This window comes from Paenibacillus sp. AN1007 (assembly GCF_040702995.1).
Classification (GTDB): Bacteria; Bacillota; Bacilli; order Paenibacillales; family Paenibacillaceae; genus Paenibacillus.
This window is the reverse complement of the sequence record NZ_CP159992.1, coordinates 6,602,523-6,627,117: the sequence shown is the minus strand read 5'-3', so window position 1 is coordinate 6,627,117 and position 24,595 is coordinate 6,602,523. Positions and strand designations below refer to the sequence as shown.

The window sequence follows — 24,595 nt, the reverse complement described above, 5'->3', positions numbered from 1 at the left end:
ATGTGAATGGTCTGTCATTCATCAAAATGCAGCTCTGCATCCCGAAGAACAGGATGTTTCTGATCTTTATCCGATAAGATCGGCTCCGTTACAGGCCAGTCGATGGCCAGTACGGGATCATTCCATAAAATGCCCCGGTCATGTTCAGGCGAATAATACGCATCGACTTTATAAACCACTTTGGTGTGAGGAACCAATGTGCAGAAACCGTGGGCAAATCCTTGGGGAACCAGCAGCTGACGCTGATTATACTCACTGAGTATGACACCTTTCCACTGACCAAAGGTAGGCGAAGCGCTGCGAATATCTACAATGACATCGTAAACCGCGCCGGAGATTACCCTTACCAGCTTGGTTTGTGCTTTTGGATGAAGCTGATAATGAAGGCCCCGAAGCACTCCCGCTTCAGCTGACAAGGATTGATTATCCTGAATAAAGTCATAATGTATCCCGTGATCCAACAGCAGCCGCTCGTTATAACTTTCCAGAAAATAACCGCGATGATCTCCGTATACCTTCGGCTCCAGTATGGCTGCATCCTTCATAAACAGCGGAATTATCTTCATCTTATCCCCCCGTTCTGCTCTTGGACAATATTTCTTCATTTTGATTATGTATATGAGAGCAGCATTCCAAGTGTTTGTTCATTCGCCTTGGTGATACATAAAAGCCCAGCCGAAATGTGATCAATCGGCTGGGCTGATGCATATTCAGAACATTCAGGAAAGATATAAATGATATAACAATACATCAATGACGATGTGCACCATCTAAAAAACACAATTGGACCAGCTCAGCGCCTGCCAACGATCTCTTCCAGGTACTTAAGCAAGTCCTCCCGCAGATCCGGCCGCTGCAGACGCATAATGAATGGACGTTTCAATAAAACCTAACTTCTCACCCACGTCATGGCGCAGGCCGTCGAAATGATACGCCAGAATCTGGCGCTGTTCATTCAGACGGGACAAGGCATCAGTCAACTGAATCTCTCCGCCAACCCCGGCAGATTGTCTGCCCAAAATTTCAAAGATGTCCGGGGTCAGAATATAACGGCCCATGATCGCCAGATTGGAAGGAGCATCCTCCGTTTTCGGCTTCTCTATCAACCGGCGCGCGCGGAACACACGTTTATCCGTAGGGGTTAACTGCTCTCCATCCACGATTCCGTATCGGGGCACCTCACTCCATTCGACAGGCTGCACGCCCACAATAGGAGACTGCAGTTCGTCATAGACTTCAATCATCTGCTGCAGGCATGGGTGATCCGCTTCCACAATGTCGTCCCCGAGCAGGACGGCAAACGGTTCGTTACCTATAAACTTGCGGGCACACCAGATGGCGTGACCCAGTCCCTTGGGTTCCTTTTGCCGGATATAATGAATGTCAGCCATCTCGGAAGGTTTGCGCACTTCGTTCAGCAGGTCCCACTTCTGTTTGTCTGCCAGATTCTGCTCAAGCTCAAAGGAAGAGTCGAAGTGGTCCTCAATCGCCCGTTTTCCTTTACCCGTCACGATAATAATATCTTCAATTCCGGAAGCTACAGCTTCCTCTATAATGTATTGAATGGTTGGCTTGTCCACGATGGGCAGCATCTCTTTTGGCATGGCCTTGGTGGCAGGCAGAAACCGCGTTCCCAGTCCGGCGGCTGGAATAATCGCTTTGCGAATACGAATAGGAAACACTCCTTTGGCTGAGTAAATAAGAAGGTGGTATAGAATTACACGTTTATGGCATTCGATCACGGCAGTGAAATTCGTACATTTCTCTATACATTACCACAATTTATGGATAATCGTTGAATAAAAGTGAACCTGCTCTACACCATCAACAGCTCGCGAATATCCTGCTCGGATAACGTAGTCGATCCCCCGTCGCCCGGCTCAATGACTTCGGCAATCAAGTCTTTCTTCCGCTGCTGCAGTTCCAGAATTTTCTCTTCAATGGTGCCCTCGGTCACGAGACGAATGACCTGAACCACCTGTTTCTGACCCATGCGGTGCGCACGTCCAATCGCCTGTTCCTCCACAGCGGGATTCCACCACAGGTCATATAGAATGACGGTATCGGCTCCCGTCAGATTAAGCCCGGTTCCACCAGCCTTGAGAGAGATCAGGAACAAGTCAGCTTCTCCCTCGTTAAATCTGCGGCACAGGTCCACACGACTCTGTGCAGGAGTTTGTCCATCCAGATAGAATAGATTGTTTCCCTGCGCAGCAAGAGTCTGACGAATGAGACGCAGCATACTGGCGAACTGGGAGAAGATTAGAATACGTTTGCCAGCGGCCAGACAGTCCTGAACGGTCTCCAGCAGCTGTTCCATTTTGCCGGAATCTCCTTGGTATCCGTCTACAAAAAGAGCAGGGTGACAGCATAACTGGCGCAGACGGGTGATGCCTGCCAAAATTTTGATCCGATTTTTCTGGAAGCCGTCGTCTTCCATATCCTTTGCAGTTTCATCCTGAAGCTGAGACAGATAAGCTGCATACAGCTTTTTCTGTTCCACTGTCAGCTCAGATCGCTGCACCGTCTCAATACGATCCGGCAGTTCTTCCAGCACATCCTTCTTGAGGCGGCGAAGAATGAACGGACGCACCATGCGCGAGATTCGCTCCGGCGGCAGGTCGCGAAACCTTCTGTAACTCGGGAACAATCCCGGGAAAACCGCTTCAAAAATAGACCACAGTTCATCCAGAGAATTCTCTACGGGTGTACCTGTCAGCGCAAAACGCCGCGGCGCCTGAATCTGTTTGACGGCCTGCGCAGTCTGGGACGATGCATTTTTGATGGCCTGTGCCTCGTCCAGAATGAGGGTATGGAATGTCCGCCCCAAATACGTATCCAGATCACGGCGCAGCAGCGGGTATGATGTCACAATTACATCTGCATTGTCCATATCCGCCAGCATGCTGGCCCGTTCATCCTTTTGCCCGGCGGCGATCAATACGTTCAGATGAGGAGCAAACCGCGCAAACTCGTTCGCCCAGTTGTAGGTCAATGAAGCTGGCGCGACAACCAGCACCGGAGGATGCGACATTCGCGTACGAATGGTCAGCCCCTCCTGCTGCGAGATGTGCCAAGCATCAACTGCGTTTGGAGAGTTGTCGCTATCCGAATGAGCTCCTATACCAAACACCGTTTGATCTGTCGGTACCTGCTCCTGCTCGTATATAGGCTTTTCCTGTAACGATGCGGTGATATAGGCGATGCTTTGCAGCGTTTTGCCCAGTCCCATATCATCGGCCAGGATACCGCCAAAGCGGTAATGTGCCAATGTACGAAGCCACTGATATCCGCTCGCCTGATAATCCCGCAGCACGGGTGCCAGCGCCTCTGGGAGTGGAAAGTCCATTCGGTCAGGATCACGCAGATCACCCAGGAAACGTTTGAGCGAACCGCCCCATTTCACATGACCGGAGACCTCATGCTTACCGGGAAGCTGTAAAGCCCTTACTGCAGGCAGCCGAATATGGCTGCTCTGGATATCTCCTGCTTCCAGCCCGAGCGCGTCAGCCATGCGAGCGAAGCTGCTCGCGCCTTCATTTTCAAGTGACAGGAAGACACCGCTTCGCAGGCGGAAGAAAGCTTTCTTTTCCACAATACTGCGCATCAGTTCCTGCAGCTCCTGCTCGTCTACTCCCTCCATCTCGAAGGAAATCTCCAGCCAGTCCAGCCCCCTCCCGAGATCTGCACGAACCTTGGGCGGTACCGGATAAGTCGGCATCATCGCTTTTACAGCATTCGGCATATAGATATCGGCCAGCTTCTCAAGCTCCGGCAGCAGGTGATACATCACATCATAGATCGCATCCTCACGCTCACTTGCCCAGACACTGCCCTCACGCTCCAGAAATGAGCGGTCCAGCCTCTCCACCAGATTCCGTTCCTTGAAACGGTCGCGAATCAGAATGACCTTCTTTTCTTCCTCACTGATCAGGTACTCCGCCAGCGGATTAATAACCATCACACCATAATCAAATTCCAGACGCGCCGTAATGCGTTCCCGGTAAAAGTCGATGTACAGCTTCGGAGACAGCTCTGGTTCAGCGATCTGTTCTCGCACACGGGAATCAATGGACAGATGCCCCAAGGTCCGCAGTTCCGGTACGACATGCTGTACAAACTCATCGACCTGCTGTGCCGAAATATCAATACTCTCTTTAATGCCATACGATGTGAGCGCACTGCTTAGATCCTCCAGACTGCGCATCTGCATCGGTTCGAGCATATACAGCTGACCTTCAACGACCGCAGCATCATACGCCGGAAGCAGGATCAGCTCACGCAATCCCGATACTTCCAGCTGATATCCTTCATTAGCGCCCTCCGCAATCCGGTAAAATAAAGGCAGCGCTCCTTCGCTCGGCACAAGCGGCCCGTTCCCCAGTCCGGTGCCCTCCATCCGACTGTCCGCCTGCAGTAGAAGCTCAAGCAGCGGTTTCCACACAATCGGGGCGATCAAAATCTCCCGTCCGTCCGAAGCCCCCAAATACCCCGAAATCGACTCGCGGTATGCTTCTTCACTCTGTCTCATACGAATGAGCATCGATAGGATCGCTTGATCTTGAGCTCGAAATACATGCATGAGCGGATCATAATGAAACAGCTTGGTGAAGGACATAGGCTCACCCTTTTCGACACAGTTCAGGAACTGCTTGACCTTCTGCACAACATAGAGACGTTTGCTGCCCACCTTCAATTCCAGTGCAAGTTTGCCTATGCCTCGAGAAACATGCACCAGCTTGCATATATACTGTATCTGCAGCTCTTCACGCAGCATGGAGCGAGTGACTGGTGCCGTGTATTTCGACTCCCGTTCTTGTGGTAATCTCCGATCTTTGGCAAACATGGACAGAATCTGATCTGCTGTACGATAGGACGGTTTATCCGCAGAGCGGCCCCAGCCTGAAGCTGAACTTGGACGACCTGCCTGGGCAAAAGGGGAAGATGATATCGTCTCCAGCCTTTGCCGCTGCGCTTGCTCCGGTTGGTGGGATCGCTGCGGTTGCTGTGCCTGCATCTCCCGTGCAGACGATGGATGAGCGGTGCTTATCCGAGAAGGATTTGCTAATTCATCGTATGCCTTCCCGTTATCATCTGCTGCTGAGGATACATTGGTGGAAGATATGAATTTAGAAGCCGATACGTGTGCAGGTGGGGATAATGCTGGCGATGGAGATGGAGATGGCGATGACGTTGGCGATGAGTAAGGCCGCTCCCATCTCTCTTCTTCGACCAGCGTGCCTACCTTCGAGGTTGACCCTGTGCCGCCGGACGATTCTGTCGTGCCCGCATGTTCATGAACAGCAAGCAGAACAGCCGCGATATGTTTGCAATAGTCATAATAGCTGCCGTATGCCGGGCAATCACAGTAGGCTTCAATCTCTCCCGCGTCATCCAGATCCACTTTGACTTCGTAAGTTTCTGTACCTCGAACAACCGCTTGATAATGACGTCCATCCTCACTCACAGCCAGCCTGCCAATCCTTCCGGACTGTTGATATTCTTCGCCGTGCTTGAATGCCGTGACCCCGCACAGCAATTTGATATCCATGATGGTGAACGGTGCCGCCATACTTCACACCTCCTTGAATACAGATTCCGTTTCTTTATAGAAAAAACCCCAAGAGCTCCGTAAAGCAGAGATTGGGGTTGCTTATTAAGTTGAAACCCAGTTGTTTACACGTGCACTTCGATGACAGAATAACCTTCCAATCACTGTTATCCCCAGATTTTTTGATTCCCTTTCCTAAAAGGGAAAATCCGGTGATAAGCGTAGGCTTCCGATGCAGCTTTCTTACAGAAAGCTTTTAGGCGAACGCTTCGCTTTTTCAGGTTTTTTCTGCCCTCTCCGTTTTTGTGTAAAAAAATAGTTCAACTTATATAGCTTGTTGCTCCGTTTATTTCACCAGTTGACCGCGTGTAACGCCCAGTTGGTTCGTTGCTTTCAATGTTTTCCATACCTGCGTACCGCTGATCTCGCCGCGCAGTGCACGATTGTACAGGTCGATGACTTCCTTCACCTGTTCCGGTGTTTCTTCCAGGAACTCTACCCGGTAACGGGATACTCCCAGATCCATGAAGTTGGTCAGGTACTCGGCACCAGACTGTTCTACGGCGTTATAGACCGTGTTACGGCAGCCTTCATCCACCCGCACCGGGTGAGACATCCCGATTCGGTCCTGCAGGGATGCCCGTTTTTCCTCGCAAGGACGCCCGCAGTTCGTATAATCCGTTCCTTCACTCATGAACGTACAGTACACACAGTGCTCTGTGTGGAACATCGGCAGATGCTGATGGATAACAACTTCAGTCTGACTTGTACGGGAGTTACCGAGCAGATCAACCATCTGCTGAATGTTCAGGTCGTACGATGGTGTGATCCAGTCGCAGCCTGCTTCTAGGAACAATTCCACGGCCTTGTGGTTGGCGATGTTCAAGGAGAAGTCACCAATAAGCTGTGGATGCTTCGCGTCCGGATTCATTCTACGATGACGCAGATAGAAGTACAGCGCACCTGTGTTGCGAACGAGCACCGCATCCGGCTCCAAACGCAGGATATTGTTGTGATAGCCGTTCTCGCCAGGCATATGAATACGCGGTGTAGCCAGCGCAATCTTGCCGCCTGCAGCATGTACAGCTTCCACCGCTGCCGGGAACTGTTTAATGAACTCGAAGTCGGCGTAGATCATGCCGACACCCGCTTCCAGCGCTGCCTCCACTTGCGGCAGGCTGCGGCACAGCGCGGTCAGCTCTGCTTGACCGCGAGCCACTGGAGATGCCGGTTGTACCGCATCGCCGTACACGTCCACTGCCCGTTTCACGTAGACGGGCGGTTTCGGGCGCTCGCCCGCGAGTTGTTCGACCGCCTGACGGCGAATATTATTCAACTCGCGCATCGGGATGATGACGTCACCGTGCAGGTTGACATCCAGTCCCTCCAGTTGGAACACGGTGCCGCCGAGACGTCCGAACTGCTCCTCGAGCAGTTCATGGGTCATCGGGCGTTTCTGGGCAATGTCCAGTTCCATCTCCGAATCTACGCGCACGGTCGTTCCCTTCTGCACATCGGTCCACCATGTGCTGAGCGGCTGGCCCGGACTGCCGATAACTTTGACTTTAACCGGAAAGACACGGTATGGCTTATCGGTCTCAAAACTCTGACGCAGACGTTTGTCGAGCGCAGGGTCATTGGTTTTCCACACCTTGTCGCCCACTTTTACGCGGCGCAGATCCACATCACTGCGGCCTGGCACGATGTCCACGATCCAGCCTTCGCCGGCTTCGCCTTCAATCTTTACACCTTTACGGCGCACATCATATACGCGTCCGCCTTCTTCTTTCTTCGTTGGATCACCGGCGTCAAACACAATACCGTCTCCACGTTTCACTGGTGCGTCCAGTTTCAGAACCACACCGTCACGAAGCACTTGATTCACACGACCAAGATAAACGCCGCGGCTTTTCGGGAATGTGCCGTCTACCAGCTGTTTGTTGTTGATGCCGTCCAGGAACCCATGTGTGAATCCGCGTGAGAAACTCTGCTGCAGCTCACGGATCTCTTCCCTGCTTGCCCGTGTATTATCACCGTCAAAATAACGGTCAATCGCTTTACGGTATTTGCTGACCACGTTCGCCACGTACTCAGGCGTTTTGAGGCGGCCTTCAATTTTGAATGACGTCACACCCGCTTCAATCAGTTCCGGCATGATATCAATCGCTGCCAGGTCTTTCGGAGACAACAGATATGCTACATCGCCCATCGGCTGGTGAACGCCATCCACCATCAGGTCATACGGCAGACGGCAGGCCTGTGCACATTCACCACGGTTCGCGGAACGTCCACCCCACATTTCGGAAGTCAGACATTGACCCGAGTAGGATACGCAGAGTGCACCGTGCACAAATACTTCCATCGGAAGTTTGGCCTGTTCCCCGATTTTCTGAATCTGCTTCAGATTGTTCTCTCGTCCGAGTACGACACGTTCCATGTCAAACGGCTTGGTAAACTCCACCGCTTCAGGAGACGTAATCGTCATCTGGGTGGAACCGTGGATCGGGAAGTCCGGCGAGATTTCACGAATCATTTTGACCAGACCCAAGTCCTGTACAATCACTGCATCCACACCTGCATCCACGCAGGCATCAATCAGTTCCTTCGCATCTTTCAATTCATTTTCAAAAATCAATATATTAAAGGTCAGAAACCCTTTCACGCCATAACTGTGCAAAAACGCCATAATTTCCGGCAGCTCGTCCATGCGGAAATTGTTCGCGCGCGCCCGTGCATTAAATTTTTCGACCCCGAAGAAAATCGCATCCGCACCGTTGGCTACCGCCGAACGCATGCAATCCCAGTCCCCTGCGGGTGCCAGAAGTTCAACGTCTTCTCTTCGTAATGCTGCTGTTTTCATGTAGACCCTCCCCATACCGGCCTACGCCGGTTTTCTTCCCTTGTACCTCTATCTCAGTACGCCTTATTGCTGTCACGTCAAGTATCACTATATCTATACATTAGTCTGTATTGCCTGAAATCCGGGCCTACAGTCTCTCGATTTCTCGAATCAGAAGTAATAACTCCTGAACTAGTATAGTGTACCACTTCTACACCTACTCTTCTACGCTTTCCTGAAAAAACCGTTTATCCTTTTCAACCTCATCCGTACTGCGGCAAACGGTGAACATATTCTGCCGGTCTCTCTAAGGGCACATCCGCCTGCCTTTAAACAGTAAAAAACCGGAAGGTTCTCAAACCCTCCGGCACTATCTTGTTTCATTTTATTTATTATTTGTTAAAAGTAAATGAGTTCACTGCTTTTTCCAGCATGGCTGCCTGTACTTGCGTACGATTTGCATCGTTCAGACCACTAGTGATCGTATATGTGGCTCCATTTTTCTCAAACACAATCTGGCTCCCTGTATACGGCACACCCTTGTCCTCTTCATGATACGTAAAGGAAAACGCAGGCACTCCTGCAAAAGTAAGTTCCTCACTGCGGATCAGACTAAAGCTCTTGCGGGTTTTGGCTGCTTCTGCGTATGCCTCTCTCAGCTGACTAACCGTCATCTCAATCGACTTGTCTTCTGAGGCTGCAATAGAGAAGTTACCGCCCGTGAAAGTATAGATGACAGGTGAGCTCTCAAACCGATCACTGTACGGTGTCCAGTAACGCGGAATATCCACGCTGTAATGATAACGTTTGGAGGTGCGCGTGATCGTCTTCGTTTTATCTGTCAAATATGGATCTTCGTCCAGCTGGCCAAAGTTATCCGTTACTGTATCAAAATCAATCTCCACACTCTTCATGATTTGATTAAACCATGCCCGGTCAGCAGCTTTTCCTTCCGGGAAGGTGTACTCGGCATAATAACGATATCCGTTTTTTTGCAAAAGAACGTCGAATTCGGTCTGCCAGCCCGCCCCGAAGTTATAGCGGAATTCATTGACCTCAGCGGTTTCCCCGGAGATTTCCGTTGTAAATGAACCAATCTGCTGATAGCTCTCCGCAGTAAAGGTTTCACGCATCCACTTTTCGAGCTGATCACTCCAGTCTTTCACGGTTGCCCCAGACTTCGCAGAAGTCACTCGAAGCTGCAGATACGCACCTTGTTCATCTTCGTAGGTCATGCTTTTATTATCCATGGACCAGCCAGCTGGAACCTTTAAGCTAATTCCATAATCTTCATTCCATGCCGCGCGCATGCCTTCTTCCACGGTAGAGAGATCCTTGATTGTACGGTCAGACGGGGAGTAGCTTGGATCAAAGGAGTTGAGCAGCGAAGCGTGTTTGCTCAAATCTTTGTAGTTGAACGCTTGATAATCGGCCAAATACACATCATATTGACGCCCGTCATGAATATATTGGCGCAGCTCCCATAACATACCGTCCGTATCTTTCACGACAATGCGTGCATACGGTTTGCTGCCTTTCGATACCGCTTCACGATCCAACACCGTATCGCCCGCCTGTTTTGCCACCTGCACGAGCTGTGTCAGCAGGTCATCTGCGTCAAGCGAAACATTCTGTTCACTAACGTACACTTCGAGATAATAGCTCTCGTCCGCAGCACCAAACGTCATCATCCGTTCCTGTTCACTGGATTGAAGCACAAGGAGATTAGCCGGATAATGCATCGACCAGCCGTAATAACTGTTACCGATTCTTGTTTTACCCTTGTCGAGATCTATACCGCCCTCATCTTCAGCCCCTTTACCCGTCTGCATCAAACGAATAACGATCTCTCCCGCGCTGTTCGGCGCAAGAGATGCACCGATCCCTGCAGCTACAGGACGAAGAGGAACCATCAGCACACCGTTTACCATATTCGGCGCAGCACCCATCTCCACTTTTGCTCCATCAATCCAGGCGATGGAACTGCCCATCGTCAAAGCTGCGACGTGTGCTCCCTGCTTGATTTTAATGACATCGTTCTTCTCCAGCCGGATCTCACTTCCAAATGCCTTCTTGAACACACCGACAGGCACCATCGTTACTCCCTTAACAATAAGGGGTTTCGTAATATTCTGTTTCTGACCATTGATAAAAGCACGGGTACTGCCTGCTTTGACCCGCAGCTCATTCGTCTTCATATCGTCGGCTGCCCACACCGGCAGAGCCGTGCCAGCCAGCAGCATACCCGCTAATACCCCCGTGCTCAGCACGCGTAACCATGACTTTTTCATTCCGTTCATTCGTCCTCTCTAGATTCATTCGGGTTACTTGCCAGGCTTTATTCTTCTTCATCTGCCAGAAGCGACTCATCTGACTCATCCTGGAGGGAATCCCGATCAGCAAGTACCAATGTGCGGGTAACGATGTCCCCATCGGTCTGCACCAGCAGTTTTACTTTTTGTCCAGGTAAGTAGGCTTTAAGCAGTTCATTGATATCTACGACGGAAGATACACGTTTCCCCGCCACACTGTAGATGGCATCGCCTTCCTTAATCTTGGCTTTCTCCGCTTCCGGGCTCAGTACACCCGTAACGGTCAACGGATCTTCTGCAGGCAGGCCTACAATCGCAGACCAGCTTTCCTCCAGCTCAAGGCCGAGACTTGCCCGTTTGATGGTGCCGTATTTGAAAAATTGATGGATGACAAAATTAACGGTATCCACCGGAATGGAGAATCCCATACTCTCAATGCCCACAGCAGAGAATTTCATCGAGTTGATGCCAACAACTTCACCCTTCAGGTTAACCAGCGGTCCACCACTATTGCCGGGATTAATGGCCGTGTCTGTCTGAATTAAGCGGTAGGATGCCTCGACTCCCCGGTTCAAACCACTGATTACACCAACCGTTGCCGAGTTACGAAGTGAAAAAGAGATCGGCGTACCGATCGCAATGACCGTCTCCCCAACGGATGTCTGTGAAGCCTTGGCAAAAACTGCAGGTTTTAGTGATTTGGCTTTAATTTTAATCAGTGCCAGATCACTTAACGGATCACTGAATGAGTCCGTAATGTTATATGTATTACCATCCGTCGTAACTACGACTGGATTAACCAATTCATCAATGACATGGGCATTTGTAACAATCCACCCGTTAGAACGAATAATAACGCCCGTGCCGTGTGCCAGATTATAACGGTCATTTTCCGTCCCGCTCTGACTTTCCGTCGTCTTGCCGATGATACCCACCACGGACGGAGATACCTTCTCAATCACTTTCGGGATGTTTGCACTTCCCTTGTACGTATACATGCCAGATTTGGCATCATATTGTCCGCTGCCGCCGAATGTCTTCACCACATCTTTGGTATTCACATACACTTGGCCGTCAATGACTTTGGCCTGCATACCTGATTTGGATGCCGCCGCACCAGCAGTCGCTGTCATACCGATGGAGAGCACTACCACCATCATCATGGATGCTGCCCTTTTTACAAACCTTTTCATGATCTCACCTGACCCTCTCTATACATCCTTCTTGCGCGACTGGACAACCGATTCCTGGCGAATCTATTTCTCTCTCATCTGCAATACCGGTATCCCTCAATGTATCATACAAATTATGGCTGTACAATCGTTTTAATTTTCGCTCTTTTTCGACAAAAAATGACTATTCCCTCCATGTTATGAAGACATGAAAAAACACCTTCCATCAATGTCGTGGAAAGTGTTCACGGTTGTGTATCCATATGTTCTGTGGGATGTTACTGGACTACTGCATGTGTTGGTTAACCAAACCAGCCTTTGATCATCGCATAGTCTGTCATCAAAAATACCAGCAGACTGACAACTGTAAAGCCGATCGCAAATAAATTTTTCTTCGGTGCCCGGACCAGGCGGACCAATCCAATAAAAATCAGGATCGTAAACAGGATGACAAAAATATCAAATGCATTAAAATTCGATGTACTCGCCGTGGCAGCCTCTGCAAGCAGCATGGATAGACAGACCTCCTCACCATAGTAAAAAGCTAACGCATACCCTAAACTCTTCCTCTATGTTATCTGTACCCTGTTAGTAATGCAAGCCCTATCATCCAGAAAAATGAAAAAAATCCAGCTTGTCTGGTCTGCTCACAAAGGCTTGCCCGAGTTAATATGTAAACACTTTCATTTGTTGGCTTTATTGTGACGATGATCATCCGTTTGGAAAACTAACAACGATCCCGAGAAACGTTATTTACTCAACATCATTGAAAAGCAGCCACTATCTACTGTCCCTGACTTTTTGCATAATAAAAAAAACCTTCTTCACCAAAAAAGAGGAGCGTGAATGTTATTCACGATCTATCTTTCTCGGTGAAAGGAAGGTTTCAACCGTAGTTACCCTTGGCACACCTATCACAGGTGCTGAACTAGTCTGCGAGCTGCAGGGCTTTACTTCGCTCCGTGTCGCGCTCCAGTACAGGTTTCAGATATCTGCCTGTGTATGAAGCCTCCACTCGAATGATATCCTCCGGAGTACCTGTCGCTACAATGGTGCCGCCGCCGCTTCCGCCTTCTGGACCTAAGTCTACGATATAATCGGCTGTTTTGATTACATCCAGATTATGTTCAATGACCAGCACGGATTCTCCCGAATCGACGAGGCGGTGCAGGACGTTCAGCAGCCGGTCAATATCATCGACATGCAGACCAGTCGTTGGCTCATCCAAAATATAAATGGTTTTGCCAGTACTCCGGCGATACAGCTCAGAAGCAAGCTTCACCCGCTGGGCTTCGCCTCCAGACAGCGTTGTTGCAGGCTGACCCAGATTGATGTAGCCCAGTCCGACATCCAGCAGCGTCTGCATTTTGCGATGAATCTTCGGAATGTTCTCGAAAAATTGAGTGGCATCTTCCACTGTCATTTCAAGCACATCCGCAATATTTTTGTTTTTGTACTTTACTTCGAGCGTTTCACGGTTGTAGCGTTTACCCTTGCAGACCTCACACGGCACATACACATCCGGCAGGAAGTGCATCTCGATCTTGATAATGCCGTCTCCTCTGCAGGCTTCACAGCGTCCACCTTTGATATTAAAGCTGAATCGCCCCTTCTTGTACCCGCGCACCTTGGCTTCGTTCGTCTGTGCAAACAAGTCACGGATATCATCAAAGACCCCCGTATATGTCGCCGGGTTGGAGCGCGGCGTGCGTCCGATCGGCGACTGGTCGATATCAATGACTTTGTCGATATGCTCCAGTCCACGAATCTCCTTATGCTGTCCCGGGCGTACACGCGCACGGTTGAGATCACGCGCCAACGTTTTGTACAAAATCTCATTAATCAGTGTCGATTTACCCGAACCGGATACGCCTGTTACAGCAGTAAATACACCCACTGGAATTTTTACATTGAGATTTTTCAAATTGTTCTCTTTGGCTCCGCGTACTTCCAACCAGCGGTCCCCGACACTCCGGCGCTCCGTACGGATCGGAATAAACTTTTTGCCGCTCAGATACTGGCCCGTTAACGAGTTCTCGTCATTCATAATCTCCTCAGGTGTACCTTGTGACATGACTGTACCACCGTGAATACCTGCGCCTGGACCGATGTCGATAATATAGTCCGCAGCCATCATCGTATCTTCGTCATGTTCTACAACGATCAATGTGTTGCCGATATCCCGCATATGGGCGAGCGTGGAGATCAAACGATCATTATCCCGCTGATGCAGACCGATACTCGGCTCATCCAGAATATAGAGAACTCCCATCAGGCTGGAACCGATTTGTGTAGCCAATCTGATCCGCTGCGCTTCGCCGCCGGATAACGTTCCGGCAGCACGGCTTAACGTCAGGTAATCCAAACCTACATTAACGAGAAAGCCCAAACGACTGTTAATCTCTTTCAGGATCAGTTTGGCAATGGTCTGCTCTTTTTCGGTCAGCTGCAGCGAATCAAAGAATCGTCCCGCTTCACCAATAGATAAACTAGTTACATAAGCCATATTGTGATCGTTAATCGTTACTGCAAGGCTTTCGCGTTTCAAACGCTGCCCTTTACATGTCCCGCAAGGCTTCGCACTCATGTATCCTTCAATGAACTCACGGATGCCTTCAGAAGCAGTTTCACGATAACGACGCTCCAGATTATTGACGATACCTTCAAACGTAACCTGCGCTTCTTTGCGCTGTCCAAAGTCGTTCTCATAACGGAATCGAATTTTCTCCGTGCCTGTCCCCTGCAGCAGTTTGTTCATCTGATCAGCAGGCAGATCCTCGACAGGTACATCCTGCGGAATATTAAAGTGTTCACATACCGAGCGGAGAAATTGCGGATAATACGTGGACGTCCCTCCGGTCCAGGCATCAAACGCGCCTTCTTCAATCGTTTTGCTGCGATCCGGCACAAGCAGATCCGGGTCTACAATCATTTTCACACCCAAACCGTCACAATCCGGGCAGGCACCAAACGGGCTGTTAAAAGAGAACATCCGAGGCGCCAGCTCATCAATGCTGAATCCGCAGACCGGGCAGGCAAAATTCGAACTGAAGCGCAGCTCTTCTTCACCAATAATGTCTACTAACAGCTGCCCGCCAGACAGATTAAGTGCTGTTTCAATGGAGTCCGCCAGACGTGCCTGAACGTCATCCTTTACAACGATCCGGTCAACGACAACATCGATGGTATGCTTTTTGTTTTTCTCCAGCTGAATATCTTCCGACAGGTCGCGCAGTTCGCCATTGACCCGAACACGCACAAAACCTTGTTTGGACACATCGGCAAAAACACTTTTGTGCTCCCCCTTGCGTCCCGCAACAATTGGAGCCAGAATCTGCAGCCGGGTACGCTCAGGGTACTGCATGATACGGTCCACCATCTGTTCTACCGTTTGCGATGTAATCTCAATCCCGTGATCAGGACAATGCGGGTGACCTACACGTGCAAACAGGAGACGCAGATAATCGTAAATTTCCGTCACAGTTCCTACGGTGGAACGCGGGTTGCGGCTTGTTGTTTTCTGATCGATCGAAATAGCAGGCGACAACCCTTCAATGGAGTCGACGTCCGGTTTCTCCATCTGGCCCAGGAACTGACGTGCATAAGCTGACAATGATTCCACATAACGCCGCTGTCCTTCGGCATAGATCGTATCAAAAGCCAGCGAGGACTTGCCTGATCCGCTCAAACCGGTCAATACAACAAAACGGTCACGCGGAATAGTGATATCGATATTTTTCAGGTTATGCGCTCTTGCACCTTTGATGACAATGTTCTCGCTCGCCAATAGTATTCATCCTCTCACTGCTTTTCTATAATCTTTTAACCAATTTCGACTTTTTTATCAGTATAGACCCTGTTTCACGTTTTCAACATGGTCTTTATATCGGGTGAAGCGGTGAGCTTCTTTACTCAACAAGAGAACGGCCAGCTGGCCGTTCTCTTATCACAAGCTCTAAGTCAAAGAGCACTCCTCTATCCATTTGCATTTATTCAGCCCGAAGTTCCAGCAGTGCATCACGAAGCTCTGCGGCACGCTCAAACTGCAGGTTTTTGGCTGCATCTTTCATCTCTGCTTCCAGACGCTGAATGAGAGACTGACGTTCCTTCTTCGACATCTTCTCGGCAGCACCAGTGAGATACTCGTTTTTGGACTCGGCAACCTTCGTTGCCTCAATCACATCACGCACTTTTTTGCGAATCGTCTGCGGTGTAATACCGTGCTTCTCGTTATATTCCATCTGAATGGAACGGCGGCGCTCCGTCTCTTTCATCGCCTTATCCATGGAATCGGTCACTTTATCACCGTACAAAATAACCTTACCTTCGCTGTTCCGTGCGGCACGTCCAATCGTCTGAATCAGCGAACGCTCGGAACGCAGGAAACCTTCCTTATCCGCATCCAGAATCGCTACTAGGGATACCTCTGGCAGGTCCAGACCTTCCCGCAGCAGGTTGATCCCGATCAAGACATGGAATGTACCCAACCTGAGATCACGCAGAATCGACATCCGTTCCAGCGTTTTGATCTCCGAGTGCAGGTACCTGACCTTGATGCCCACTTCCTTCAGATAATCCGTCAGATCTTCCGACATTTTCTTCGTCAACGTAGTAATGAGTACCCGCTCATCTTTGGCAATCCGGTCGTTAATCTCCGCGATCAGATCGTCAATCTGTCCTTTCGTTGGACGCAGCTCAATGACAGGATCAAGCAGACCGGTTGGACGAATAATCTGCTGTACCATCGTATCGGTATGCTCAATCTCATACGGTCCCGGTGTAGCAGATACATAGATAATCTGTTTCATCTTCTCTTCAAACTCTTCAAATTTGAGCGGACGGTTATCCAGTGCTGAAGGCAGTCTGAAGCCGTGATCCACCAGCACCGTCTTCCTCGCCTGGTCACCGTTGTACATCGCGCGAATCTGCGGCAGGGTCACGTGGGACTCATCCACCACGATCAGCATGTCATCCGGGAAGTAATCCATCAGTGTGTATGGGGTATCCCCGCGTTCACGGAAGGTCAGCGGTCCGGAATAGTTCTCGATCCCCGAGCAGAACCCAACTTCCTTCATCATCTCGATATCATACCGCGTACGCTGTTCCAGACGCTGTGCCTCCAGAAGCTTGCCCTGTTCACGCAGCACTTCAAGGCGCTCTTCCAGTTCACGTTCGATATTCACCAGTGCAACGCGCATCGTTTCTTCCTGGGTCACGAAGTGAGAAGCCGGGAAAATAGCAATATGTTCGCGCTCACCGATCAGCTCTCCGGTCAGAACGTCAATCTCGGTGATCTTCTCAATCTCGTCCCCGAACAACTCCACTCGAATCGCATGTTCACCCTTGGAAGCCGGGAAAATCTCGATCACATCACCACGGACACGGAACGTGCCGCGTACAAAGTTAATATCATTTCGCTGGTACTGGATCTCTACGAGACGGGACAAAATCTGATTGCGGGGTTTCTCCATCCCTACCCGAAGTGACAACAGCATGCTGGAATAGTCATGCGGCGAACCCAAACCGTAGATACACGACACACTCGCTACAATAATGACATCGCGGCGTTCAAACAGCGAACTGGTCGCTGCGTGCCGCAGCTTATCGATCTCTTCGTTGATGCTCGAATCCTTCTCGATATACGTATCGGATGAAGGAATATATGCTTCCGGCTGATAGTAGTCATAGTAGCTGACAAAATACTCAACCATGTTATTTGGAAAAAATTCTTTGAATTCACTTGCCAGCTGCGCAGCCAATGTTTTATTGTGCGCAATAATCAGCGTGGGGCGCTGCAGCTTGGCAATCGTCTGTGCAATGGTAAACGTCTTACCGGTACCCGTTGCACCCAAAAGCGTCTGGTATCTCTTCCCTTCCTGAACACCCTTCACCAATTCCTGAATGGCTGCAGGCTGATCGCCCTGGGGAGAAAACTCTGACTCGATTTCGAACGTTTTGTCGCTCATGATAATATCGCTCATTGCCGTATCTCACCCTATCGTCTAAAATAATAGTCACTATATATTGTCGAAGTTCCCCGAATTTCCAGTTGGGAAAACTTATAGTAATAGGAATATTTGTTCCCGTTCAATTATACCTTGTTCGTTTTAGTGATGCAAACGTGAAATCAAGATAGGAGTGGGTTAATTTATGGATATTGCGACACTTATCGGTATAATAGCCGGAATTGCCGCAGTTATCAGCGGTTTCCTGTGGGAAGGCGGACAGTTATCCGGCCTGCTTCAGAAAACGGCTGCTCTAATCGTGTTTGGCGGTACGATCGCTGCCGTGGCAGCCAGCTTCCCTACCTACCGTCTGCGCACGATTCCTGCTGCTTTACGCATGGCGTTTGGACGTCATCACCAAGATCCCAAGCAGTGGGTAGAGGAGCTGATCGAGATGTCATCCATCGCTCGCAGATCCGGTGTGCTTGCGCTTGAGCGCAAAGTGGTGGATCATCCCAATCCATTTTTACAAGATGGTATCCAGATGGTTGTCGATGGTACGGACCCCGATGTCGTTCGGCAGATACTTGAGATGGAGATCGATTCTGTAGAACAAAAGCATGAAGGTTATGCCAAAATATTCGAATCTGCTGGCGGTTATGCCCCAACGATGGGCATCATCGGAACCGTAATGGGACTTATTCAAGTGCTGGGAAGCTTGACTGATCCAACAGGGCTCGGGCCAGCCATCGCCGTTGCTTTTACCGCCACCCTATACGGGGTCGCCAGTGCCAATCTGATCTTTTTACCCATTGCTTCCAAGATCAAATCCAGAGGGGCTGACGAAATTCAGGTCATGGAGATGATGCTTGAAGGGGTACTTGCCATCCAGAACGGTGAGAATCCGCAGCTTGTCCGCAAACGGCTGGAGTCCTTCACACTCACCCATCGTTCGGCTGTACAGGCTCCTCAAGCAAAGGAGGGATTGGATGAGTCGGCGCAGTAAAAAGCGTGCCAAACGCGAGACTGCTGACCACCGGGATCGCTGGATGATTACTTATGCCGATCTCATTACGCTGCTGCTGATCTTTTTTGTCATCATGTACGCCATGAGCAATCTGGATGCCGGTAAATACGACGTTGTGACCCAATCGCTTCAGAACACATTCAATCAATCCGACTCCATTCTTGAACTGGGAGAAGGGCTCGGTGACACGCCGGGCCAGACGATTACCCAAACCCCTTCATCGCAGGTGCAGGGCGGATCGGAAGACAAGCAGGACTCTTCAACAGGTCCGGGAACGGAGCCCCCGGATGAAAACACCCGCCCTCTCACGGAGCGGGAAGAACAATTCAGGACACAGGAGCAGGAACTGCAAAATCTGTTCAATGTGATTACCCAATATATCGAGGATAATAAACTGGATAATCAGATTTTTGTAGCGGACAAACCGCAGGGTATCTCCATTACGCTCAGTGACCGTTTTTTATTTGACCAAGGACAGGCCGCCCTGAAAAAAGATGCTGCACCTACGCTCAGCAAGCTCGCCAGTTTGTTTCGCAATCTTCAGATGGTAGTCAGTATCGAGGGGCACACGGATAACATTCCGATCGGAGCCAATTCCACGTACAAGGATAACTGGGAACTGTCCGGTGAACGGGCTTTATCGGTACTGCGTTTCTTCCTGGATCAAGAGAAACTTGATCCAGACCACTTCCAATACGCTGGTTATGCGGATACCAGGCCAACCGGAGACAATACAACCACGGCTGGAAGACAGAAGAACCGCCGGGTTGAAATTACGGTGCTTCGCCAGCTGCAGCCTTAATGAATGATCACAAAACAACTTCTGCGAAGCAGTCTATATTGTGTCGCAGCATACATCTATTCTTCTACGCTGCGTAAACAGCAAAAAGCACGTCACTACGGTATTCATCCGGGGAGACGTGTTTTTGCGTTCCATTCCATATCTACATTGTACTCAATAACAAGGGAGTATAACCCCGCTCATGCTCAATGTCCCCCGCACTATGCATCCATACCTGGCTGATCAGGTCGCAGAATTACCGAGCCGACAGCCAGCAGAATAACAGCCATAACAGTCAGGATCAGCAGGGGCAGGGTAATATCCGCCAGCGTCCCCCCTGCAGAGATCGTTTCAACAGCTTGTATAGTCCATTTCTGGGGTACGAAGTTTGCCAGTTTCTGCATGTAATCCGGCATGATGGATAACGGCCAGAAGCACCCTCCAATCATACAAGTCGGTACAATAATGAGGGAGTTCAGCATGCTGGCATTTTTCGTTTCGCGGATCAGACCGCTGACGGTACTTGCCAATCCCATGGATACCAGCATAAACGCACCCAGGATTAGAAAATGAGTACCAAACGGAATTCCTGCATCATACTGCAGTACCCATCGGCTGATGCCCAGCACCAGAACAATCTGGATAATCCCGATGGCGAGACTGCCCAGAAAATTACCAAGTGCAATCTCATATGACCTGACAGGAGCCGTATACATCCGGGCCATGGTCCGCTGCTTTCGGTCCTCCATAATAACGGCGACTGCACTGGTCAGGAGCCCCATCATGAACATAATTGTGAATCCCGTAACGTTATTTAACCCGGGCTTCGGGTAGAGCTGCAGATTCAGTGCTTCCCCTGAAAGGGTATGTCTGCCTGCCTCCTGCAGAACCTGCTCAAACTTTTCATCTGAACTTACAGCAGCACCATTTACTGAGGACACGGAGGAAAAGGTTCTAACGGCAGCAGCAGTCTGTTTTAACCCATCCGCTGCTCCTTGGACAGCTGCCCGAAGAATGTACGAACTTTCACTGACACGCATTTCAATTAATTCGATGGATGCCTGCTCGCCATGCAGCAGCGATTGTGTGTAACCAGCGGGAATGACGAGGCCCATGTTTCCTTTCTGCCGGACTACATCTGATTTAACTTCTGTCTCACTGCTCATCGGTTTAAAGCTGTATTCTTTCATTCGGGAAAGCTCTTTTATCATCCAAGTCCCTGCAGCGCCCTGATCCATATTTACATAAGGAATAACAGCACGGCCTGCCTGCTCACTTCCAAAAAGGGCGACCGCACCCGTCACAACAAGACACGGAAGCAGTAGAAAAGCAATCACTCCTCGTTTGCGTCCAAGTGTCCTCCTGATCATCAGCCAGGCAATATTCAGACTATTCATAACGATAACCAGCCTTTCTATAGATCACTGCGGCGACAGCAGCAAGCACTGCACATACAGCTCCCAACATCAACATATTATGCATAATCTCACGTACAGAGGCGCCCAGCATCATACTGAGAAAACTTTGCAGAGCCCAATGATTCACTGTAAATTCACTTATGCGCTGTACAAAGTCTATGGCAATCGGGGTAAATCCTCCACTAATAAATGTCATTACAATAATGATGCTCTGCATGATCGTACTGGCGGAAGCAGCACTTTTACTAACCAATGCCACAATAATGCCCAAGGTCATGGATGCAAGGGTAATCAGTACACAGAGCAGCATGATCAGCCCGGGATGACCGCCCCAGTCGACACCAAATAACACATGAGTCATCAGAATAATAATGATTGCCTGCATAAAAGCAAGAAGGCTGTTGCCAGCAATTTTACCGGCAAAGATGACTCCGTTACCCACGGGAGCAGCCTGAAGACGAGCAAGTGTCTTTTTGTCCCGCTCCGTGAACAGACTATTTATTGTCGTCATGCCGGAATACAGCATAAACATCGCCAGCATCGCCGCCGCATAATATTGTGAAGCGCTGTAGGATCGATCGGAATGTCCCGGGCTGCTGACTCTAATGCTGGATTGTTCCTCTGATTCAGCTGCAGTTTGTGCACTTGCGGCCGGAATCATCTCTGGCCCAAGGACCTCAGCAATCGCCGCTTGTCGATTTAACTCGTCCGTAAAGCGAGTGAACAGGGTCTGCCCCACTATATTCAGTGTGCTGTCCTTGCCCAGAATCCACTGCAGCTTGACCTCTTTTCCCGCCATCCACTGCTGCATCATATCCGAGGTCATGATCACCGCAAAGTCAAGTTTTCCCTGTTTGAGCGCATTCACCGCTTCATCTTTGGAGGGCATATTCTGAACCTTCATCATCCTGCTCACTTCAGGGGTGGTTGCAAAAACTTTGAATGCTTCACCCATAGGAGACGACATGTCAGAAGGCTGTATGACCCCTACCCGCAGCACATCAGGTATGTTTTCCTCCCCTGTTCCCATTGCGCTTGATAACGCCGTACCTAATATAAAGATTAACAATAAGGGCAGAATAAACAGATTCAGTACAACAGAACGAATTTTTAAAATTCGTCTTAACTCAAACATACAAATATGCCACATGCTCATCCCATGTCCTCCTAGTCTCGAAGTGTCCGCCCGGTCAAATTAAGGAAAAGTGTCTCCAGATCCGGTTCTTCAACCCGAAGAGACTGAATGGACATCTCATGTTTACTGCAGATGAACAGCATATCCTGCAGGGCAAGCTGCGCTGAAGGCAGCATGATTGTAAGGGTATCTTCGTTGACTTCCACTGCCCGTACACGCGGGTGAAGCTTTAATTCCTCCACTACACCGGCATCGATACCCGCAGCGGTAAGTACAATTTTCTCCTCTGAAGCAACGCGCTCTCTCAGCTCTTTTTCAGTTCCACAAGCAATAATTCGTCCTTGATCCATAATCGCTACCCGGTCACTAATCGCCGCAACTTCCTCCATATAATGACTTGTGTATATAATTGTTGATCCCATCCTGTTCAGTGTTCGCACCGATTCAAGAATATGATTACGGGACTGTGGATCAATACCTACGGTTGGTTCGTCCATAATAATCAGATCCGGTCGATGGCTGAGGGCACATGCGATGTTTAACCTGCGTTTCATTCCGCCTGAGAAGGTAGCTGGAGCTTCTTTTGCTTTATCCTCCAGCCCGACAAATTCAAGCGACTCCTGTACTCTTTCTTTAAGTTGTTTTCCTCGCAAACCATATAACCGGGCAAAAAAAGTAACATTATCCACAGCACTCATCGTTTCGTATAGTGCCAAATCCTGTGGAACAAGACCAATCTTGCGTTTGACGTCCAGCGGATGCTCTTTCACTGATATGCCGTCCAGTCTGATTTCCCCCTGGTCCAATTTCAGAAGGCCCGCGATCATGCTGATCGTGGTGCTTTTGCCTGCCCCATTGGGACCAAGCAGACCAAAGATTTCACCTTTGTTCACACTAAGGTTCAGATGGTCTACCGACAACTTGCTGCCGTACCGCTTCACAACGTGATCCACTTCTAATATGTTCATGTACTTGAATGCCCCTTCCCTATGAGCTCTTGTCGTGATTTCATAACTACATTGTAACGAATGCATATGCCTAGCGAAGGTACACAAAGTCATTCATTAAAGGTGACTTAAGTCATCTCCTGATCTCGAATCGAGCTGTGTTATAATCAAGGATGCATTATCGGGAGTTTAACGTTGGTTATTTTAAATTTGCACTTATATAAAAAGGATGTCATCTACATATGCCAATGCCGTTTCTGCAGTATGGTTTAATCTTCCTGCCTGCTGTGCTGTACAGCTTGGTGCTTCCAGCAGAAAGCGAAGCGCTGTATACGTTCTATATTCTGATGGCTGCCGGACTCGCTGTAGTAAATCGCTTTACACGTTCAGCTGCACAGCAGTCGCTGTTATTTCTCGCAGAAATGTTATGGGGCAGCTGGTTAATCGCTCTGTACGGCCCCTTTATGTTTTTTATTTCTCTATCGGTTCTCTATGTTTATATGTATCGGCTTCGCGGGTCCATCCGATGGGTGATGTTAACGATTCAGCTTGCGGCCAGCAGCACTGCACTTCATTGGTATTTCAATCCTCCGCCCTGGCTTATGTTAAATGCTGTGGAGGTTCAGGCCGTCTCTACTGTCTGGTTCCCGGAATCAACAAAGGTAAAAATCGCATTGAGTTTGCTGCTTCTCATGACAGCTGCACTCGCTTGGCAGGGGTCCAAAACTGCAGCAAGCCGTGGACAGCTGGAACATGTGTATGATGAACTGCGGCACAAACATTATGAGCTGCAGGAAGCACGTGCGCAATTGCTGTTATTTGCAAAACAACTTGAAGACGCGGCTCAGACAGAGGAACGCACACGCATATCCAGACAGCTTCACGACGATATTGGACACCGTCTGATTCGTACGAAAATGATGTCGGAAGCCGCCCTGCTTACACTGCCATTGGATGCCGAACAGGGGACTGAAATGATCAAGCAGATCCGGGATCAACTCGCGGCAAGTATGGATGATATGCGCAATACGCTTCACAAGCTGCGCCCGGATTCTCAGGCATCCGATGCTTACGCTCTGGATCGTCTGCTGGAGGAAGTAGGCCGGGATACAGGGATACAAACGAAATACGAAATTAGGGGTCAGGCATACACTCTCTATCCAAGTACACAGATTGTGCTGTACAAAAATGCCAAAGAGGCCGTAACTAATGCACTCAGGCATGGCAAAGCGGCCTCCATTACACTGGAACTGGTATTCGGGCACGAGGAGATCCGTATGAACATCAGTAATGATGGAAGTTCTCACTCTTTTCTGAATGATGGTGGAACAGGACTCGGGCACGAAAGCATGCGCCAGCGAACACAATTCATCGGAGGTACTGTGGAAATTCAGTCTGATCAGCCCTACACTGTGATTACTCGCATTCCCGTGTCAAACAAAATAAATCTGCTCTAAAAGAGGAAGGA

General features: G+C 49.6%; 14 protein-coding genes and 1 pseudogene. 3 read left to right on the top strand and 12 right to left on the bottom strand.

The features are described from left to right. Nucleotides 1–14: 14 nt before the first annotated feature. The 9 genes and pseudogenes from rfbC to uvrB all read right to left on the bottom strand — a co-directional run bounded on the left by rfbC (nucleotide 15) and on the right by uvrB (nucleotide 17,855). Nucleotides 15–566: a dTDP-4-dehydrorhamnose 3,5-epimerase gene (gene rfbC, locus ABXS70_RS29555; RefSeq protein WP_366293072.1), complete on the bottom strand. Its 552-nt coding sequence runs from the start codon at nucleotides 564–566 to the stop codon at nucleotides 15–17. Nucleotides 567–793: 227 nt separating this feature from the next. After that, nucleotides 794–1,673 (bottom strand): annotated as a pseudogene (galU, locus tag ABXS70_RS29550) (UTP--glucose-1-phosphate uridylyltransferase GalU). A gap of 143 nt (nucleotides 1,674–1,816) precedes the next feature. Beyond that, the gene (locus ABXS70_RS29545) at nucleotides 1,817–5,572 is read right to left on the bottom strand and encodes an SNF2 helicase associated domain-containing protein (RefSeq protein ID WP_366293069.1); all 3,756 of its coding nucleotides are present in this window, start codon (nucleotides 5,570–5,572) and stop codon (nucleotides 1,817–1,819) included. A 325-nt stretch (nucleotides 5,573–5,897) separates the two neighbouring features. After that, nucleotides 5,898–8,411 (bottom strand): DUF3656 domain-containing protein, encoded by a 2,514-nt coding sequence (locus tag ABXS70_RS29540; protein WP_366293066.1) that lies wholly within the window; start codon nucleotides 8,409–8,411, stop codon nucleotides 5,898–5,900. Between the two features lie 371 nt (nucleotides 8,412–8,782). Then, nucleotides 8,783–10,681, bottom strand: a complete 1,899-nt coding sequence (locus tag ABXS70_RS29535) for a stalk domain-containing protein (RefSeq protein WP_366293063.1) — start codon at nucleotides 10,679–10,681, stop codon at nucleotides 8,783–8,785. Between the two features lie 47 nt (nucleotides 10,682–10,728). Next, entirely contained in the window at nucleotides 10,729–11,895 is a 1,167-nt protein-coding gene (locus ABXS70_RS29530; RefSeq protein ID WP_366293060.1) for a trypsin-like peptidase domain-containing protein, read from the bottom strand. A 281-nt stretch (nucleotides 11,896–12,176) separates the two neighbouring features. Continuing rightward, a complete protein-coding gene (locus tag ABXS70_RS29525) occupies nucleotides 12,177–12,386 on the bottom strand; it encodes a hypothetical protein (RefSeq protein WP_342552997.1) in 210 nt (69 codons plus the stop codon). A 416-nt stretch (nucleotides 12,387–12,802) separates the two neighbouring features. Beyond that, nucleotides 12,803–15,661, bottom strand: a complete 2,859-nt coding sequence (gene uvrA / locus ABXS70_RS29520; protein ID WP_366293057.1) for an excinuclease ABC subunit UvrA — start codon at nucleotides 15,659–15,661, stop codon at nucleotides 12,803–12,805. A gap of 202 nt (nucleotides 15,662–15,863) precedes the next feature. Then, on the bottom strand, nucleotides 15,864–17,855 hold the full coding sequence (gene uvrB, locus ABXS70_RS29515; protein WP_366293054.1) for an excinuclease ABC subunit UvrB: 1,992 nt from the start codon (nucleotides 17,853–17,855) through the stop codon (nucleotides 15,864–15,866). Between the two features lie 169 nt (nucleotides 17,856–18,024). On the opposite strand from uvrB, the gene ABXS70_RS29510 reads away from it, so the two are divergent. Continuing rightward, nucleotides 18,025–18,825 carry a flagellar motor protein gene (locus ABXS70_RS29510; protein WP_366293051.1) on the top strand — a complete coding sequence of 267 codons (801 nt, stop codon included), beginning with the start codon at nucleotides 18,025–18,027 and terminating at the stop codon, nucleotides 18,823–18,825. Beyond that, nucleotides 18,809–19,648, top strand: coding sequence for a flagellar motor protein MotB (locus ABXS70_RS29505; protein WP_366293048.1), 840 nt, complete (start codon nucleotides 18,809–18,811; stop codon nucleotides 19,646–19,648). The genes ABXS70_RS29510 and ABXS70_RS29505 overlap by 17 nt, the downstream gene beginning before the upstream one ends. Before the next feature lie 200 nt (nucleotides 19,649–19,848). Here the strand turns inward: ABXS70_RS29505 and ABXS70_RS29500 are convergent, their stop codons facing one another. From ABXS70_RS29500 to ABXS70_RS29490, 3 genes are read right to left on the bottom strand one after another with little or no spacing between them, the layout of a single operon-like run. Then, nucleotides 19,849–21,024 (bottom strand): ABC transporter permease, encoded by a 1,176-nt coding sequence (locus ABXS70_RS29500; RefSeq protein WP_366293045.1) that lies wholly within the window; start codon nucleotides 21,022–21,024, stop codon nucleotides 19,849–19,851. After that, nucleotides 21,017–22,201, bottom strand: a complete 1,185-nt coding sequence (locus tag ABXS70_RS29495) for an ABC transporter permease (RefSeq protein WP_366293042.1) — start codon at nucleotides 22,199–22,201, stop codon at nucleotides 21,017–21,019. Before ABXS70_RS29495 ends, ABXS70_RS29500 begins: the two co-directional genes overlap by 8 nt. An 11-nt stretch (nucleotides 22,202–22,212) precedes the next feature. Continuing rightward, complete coding sequence (locus ABXS70_RS29490; protein WP_342553004.1) at nucleotides 22,213–23,148, bottom strand: ABC transporter ATP-binding protein; 936 nt, start codon at nucleotides 23,146–23,148, stop codon at nucleotides 22,213–22,215. 221 nt (nucleotides 23,149–23,369) lie between these two features. Between ABXS70_RS29490 and ABXS70_RS29485 the strand changes: the two genes are divergently transcribed. Continuing rightward, nucleotides 23,370–24,584 (top strand): sensor histidine kinase, encoded by a 1,215-nt coding sequence (locus ABXS70_RS29485; RefSeq protein ID WP_342553005.1) that lies wholly within the window; start codon nucleotides 23,370–23,372, stop codon nucleotides 24,582–24,584. Nucleotides 24,585–24,595 lie beyond the last annotated feature (11 nt).

What these genes read in the sequence shown, in the direction of transcription:
- uvrB (WP_366293054.1), bottom strand. Translation starts at nt 17,855, where the DNA reads ATGAGCGATATTATCATGAGCGACAAAACGTTCGAAATCGAGTCAGAG.
- ABXS70_RS29540 (WP_366293066.1), bottom strand. Translation starts at nt 8,411, where the DNA reads ATGAAAACAGCAGCATTACGAAGAGAAGACGTTGAACTTCTGGCACCC.
- ABXS70_RS29485 (WP_342553005.1), top strand. Translation starts at nt 23,370, where the DNA reads ATGCCAATGCCGTTTCTGCAGTATGGTTTAATCTTCCTGCCTGCTGTG.
- ABXS70_RS29545 (WP_366293069.1), bottom strand. Translation starts at nt 5,572, where the DNA reads ATGGCGGCACCGTTCACCATCATGGATATCAAATTGCTGTGCGGGGTC.
- ABXS70_RS29525 (WP_342552997.1), bottom strand. Translation starts at nt 12,386, where the DNA reads ATGCTGCTTGCAGAGGCTGCCACGGCGAGTACATCGAATTTTAATGCA.
- ABXS70_RS29495 (WP_366293042.1), bottom strand. Translation starts at nt 22,201, where the DNA reads ATGAGCATGTGGCATATTTGTATGTTTGAGTTAAGACGAATTTTAAAA.
- ABXS70_RS29510 (WP_366293051.1), top strand. Translation starts at nt 18,025, where the DNA reads ATGGATATTGCGACACTTATCGGTATAATAGCCGGAATTGCCGCAGTT.
- ABXS70_RS29505 (WP_366293048.1), top strand. Translation starts at nt 18,809, where the DNA reads ATGAGTCGGCGCAGTAAAAAGCGTGCCAAACGCGAGACTGCTGACCAC.
- ABXS70_RS29530 (WP_366293060.1), bottom strand. Translation starts at nt 11,895, where the DNA reads ATGAAAAGGTTTGTAAAAAGGGCAGCATCCATGATGATGGTGGTAGTG.
- ABXS70_RS29535 (WP_366293063.1), bottom strand. Translation starts at nt 10,681, where the DNA reads ATGAAAAAGTCATGGTTACGCGTGCTGAGCACGGGGGTATTAGCGGGT.
- ABXS70_RS29490 (WP_342553004.1), bottom strand. Translation starts at nt 23,148, where the DNA reads ATGAACATATTAGAAGTGGATCACGTTGTGAAGCGGTACGGCAGCAAG.
- rfbC (WP_366293072.1), bottom strand. Translation starts at nt 566, where the DNA reads ATGAAGATAATTCCGCTGTTTATGAAGGATGCAGCCATACTGGAGCCG.
- ABXS70_RS29500 (WP_366293045.1), bottom strand. Translation starts at nt 21,024, where the DNA reads ATGAATAGTCTGAATATTGCCTGGCTGATGATCAGGAGGACACTTGGA.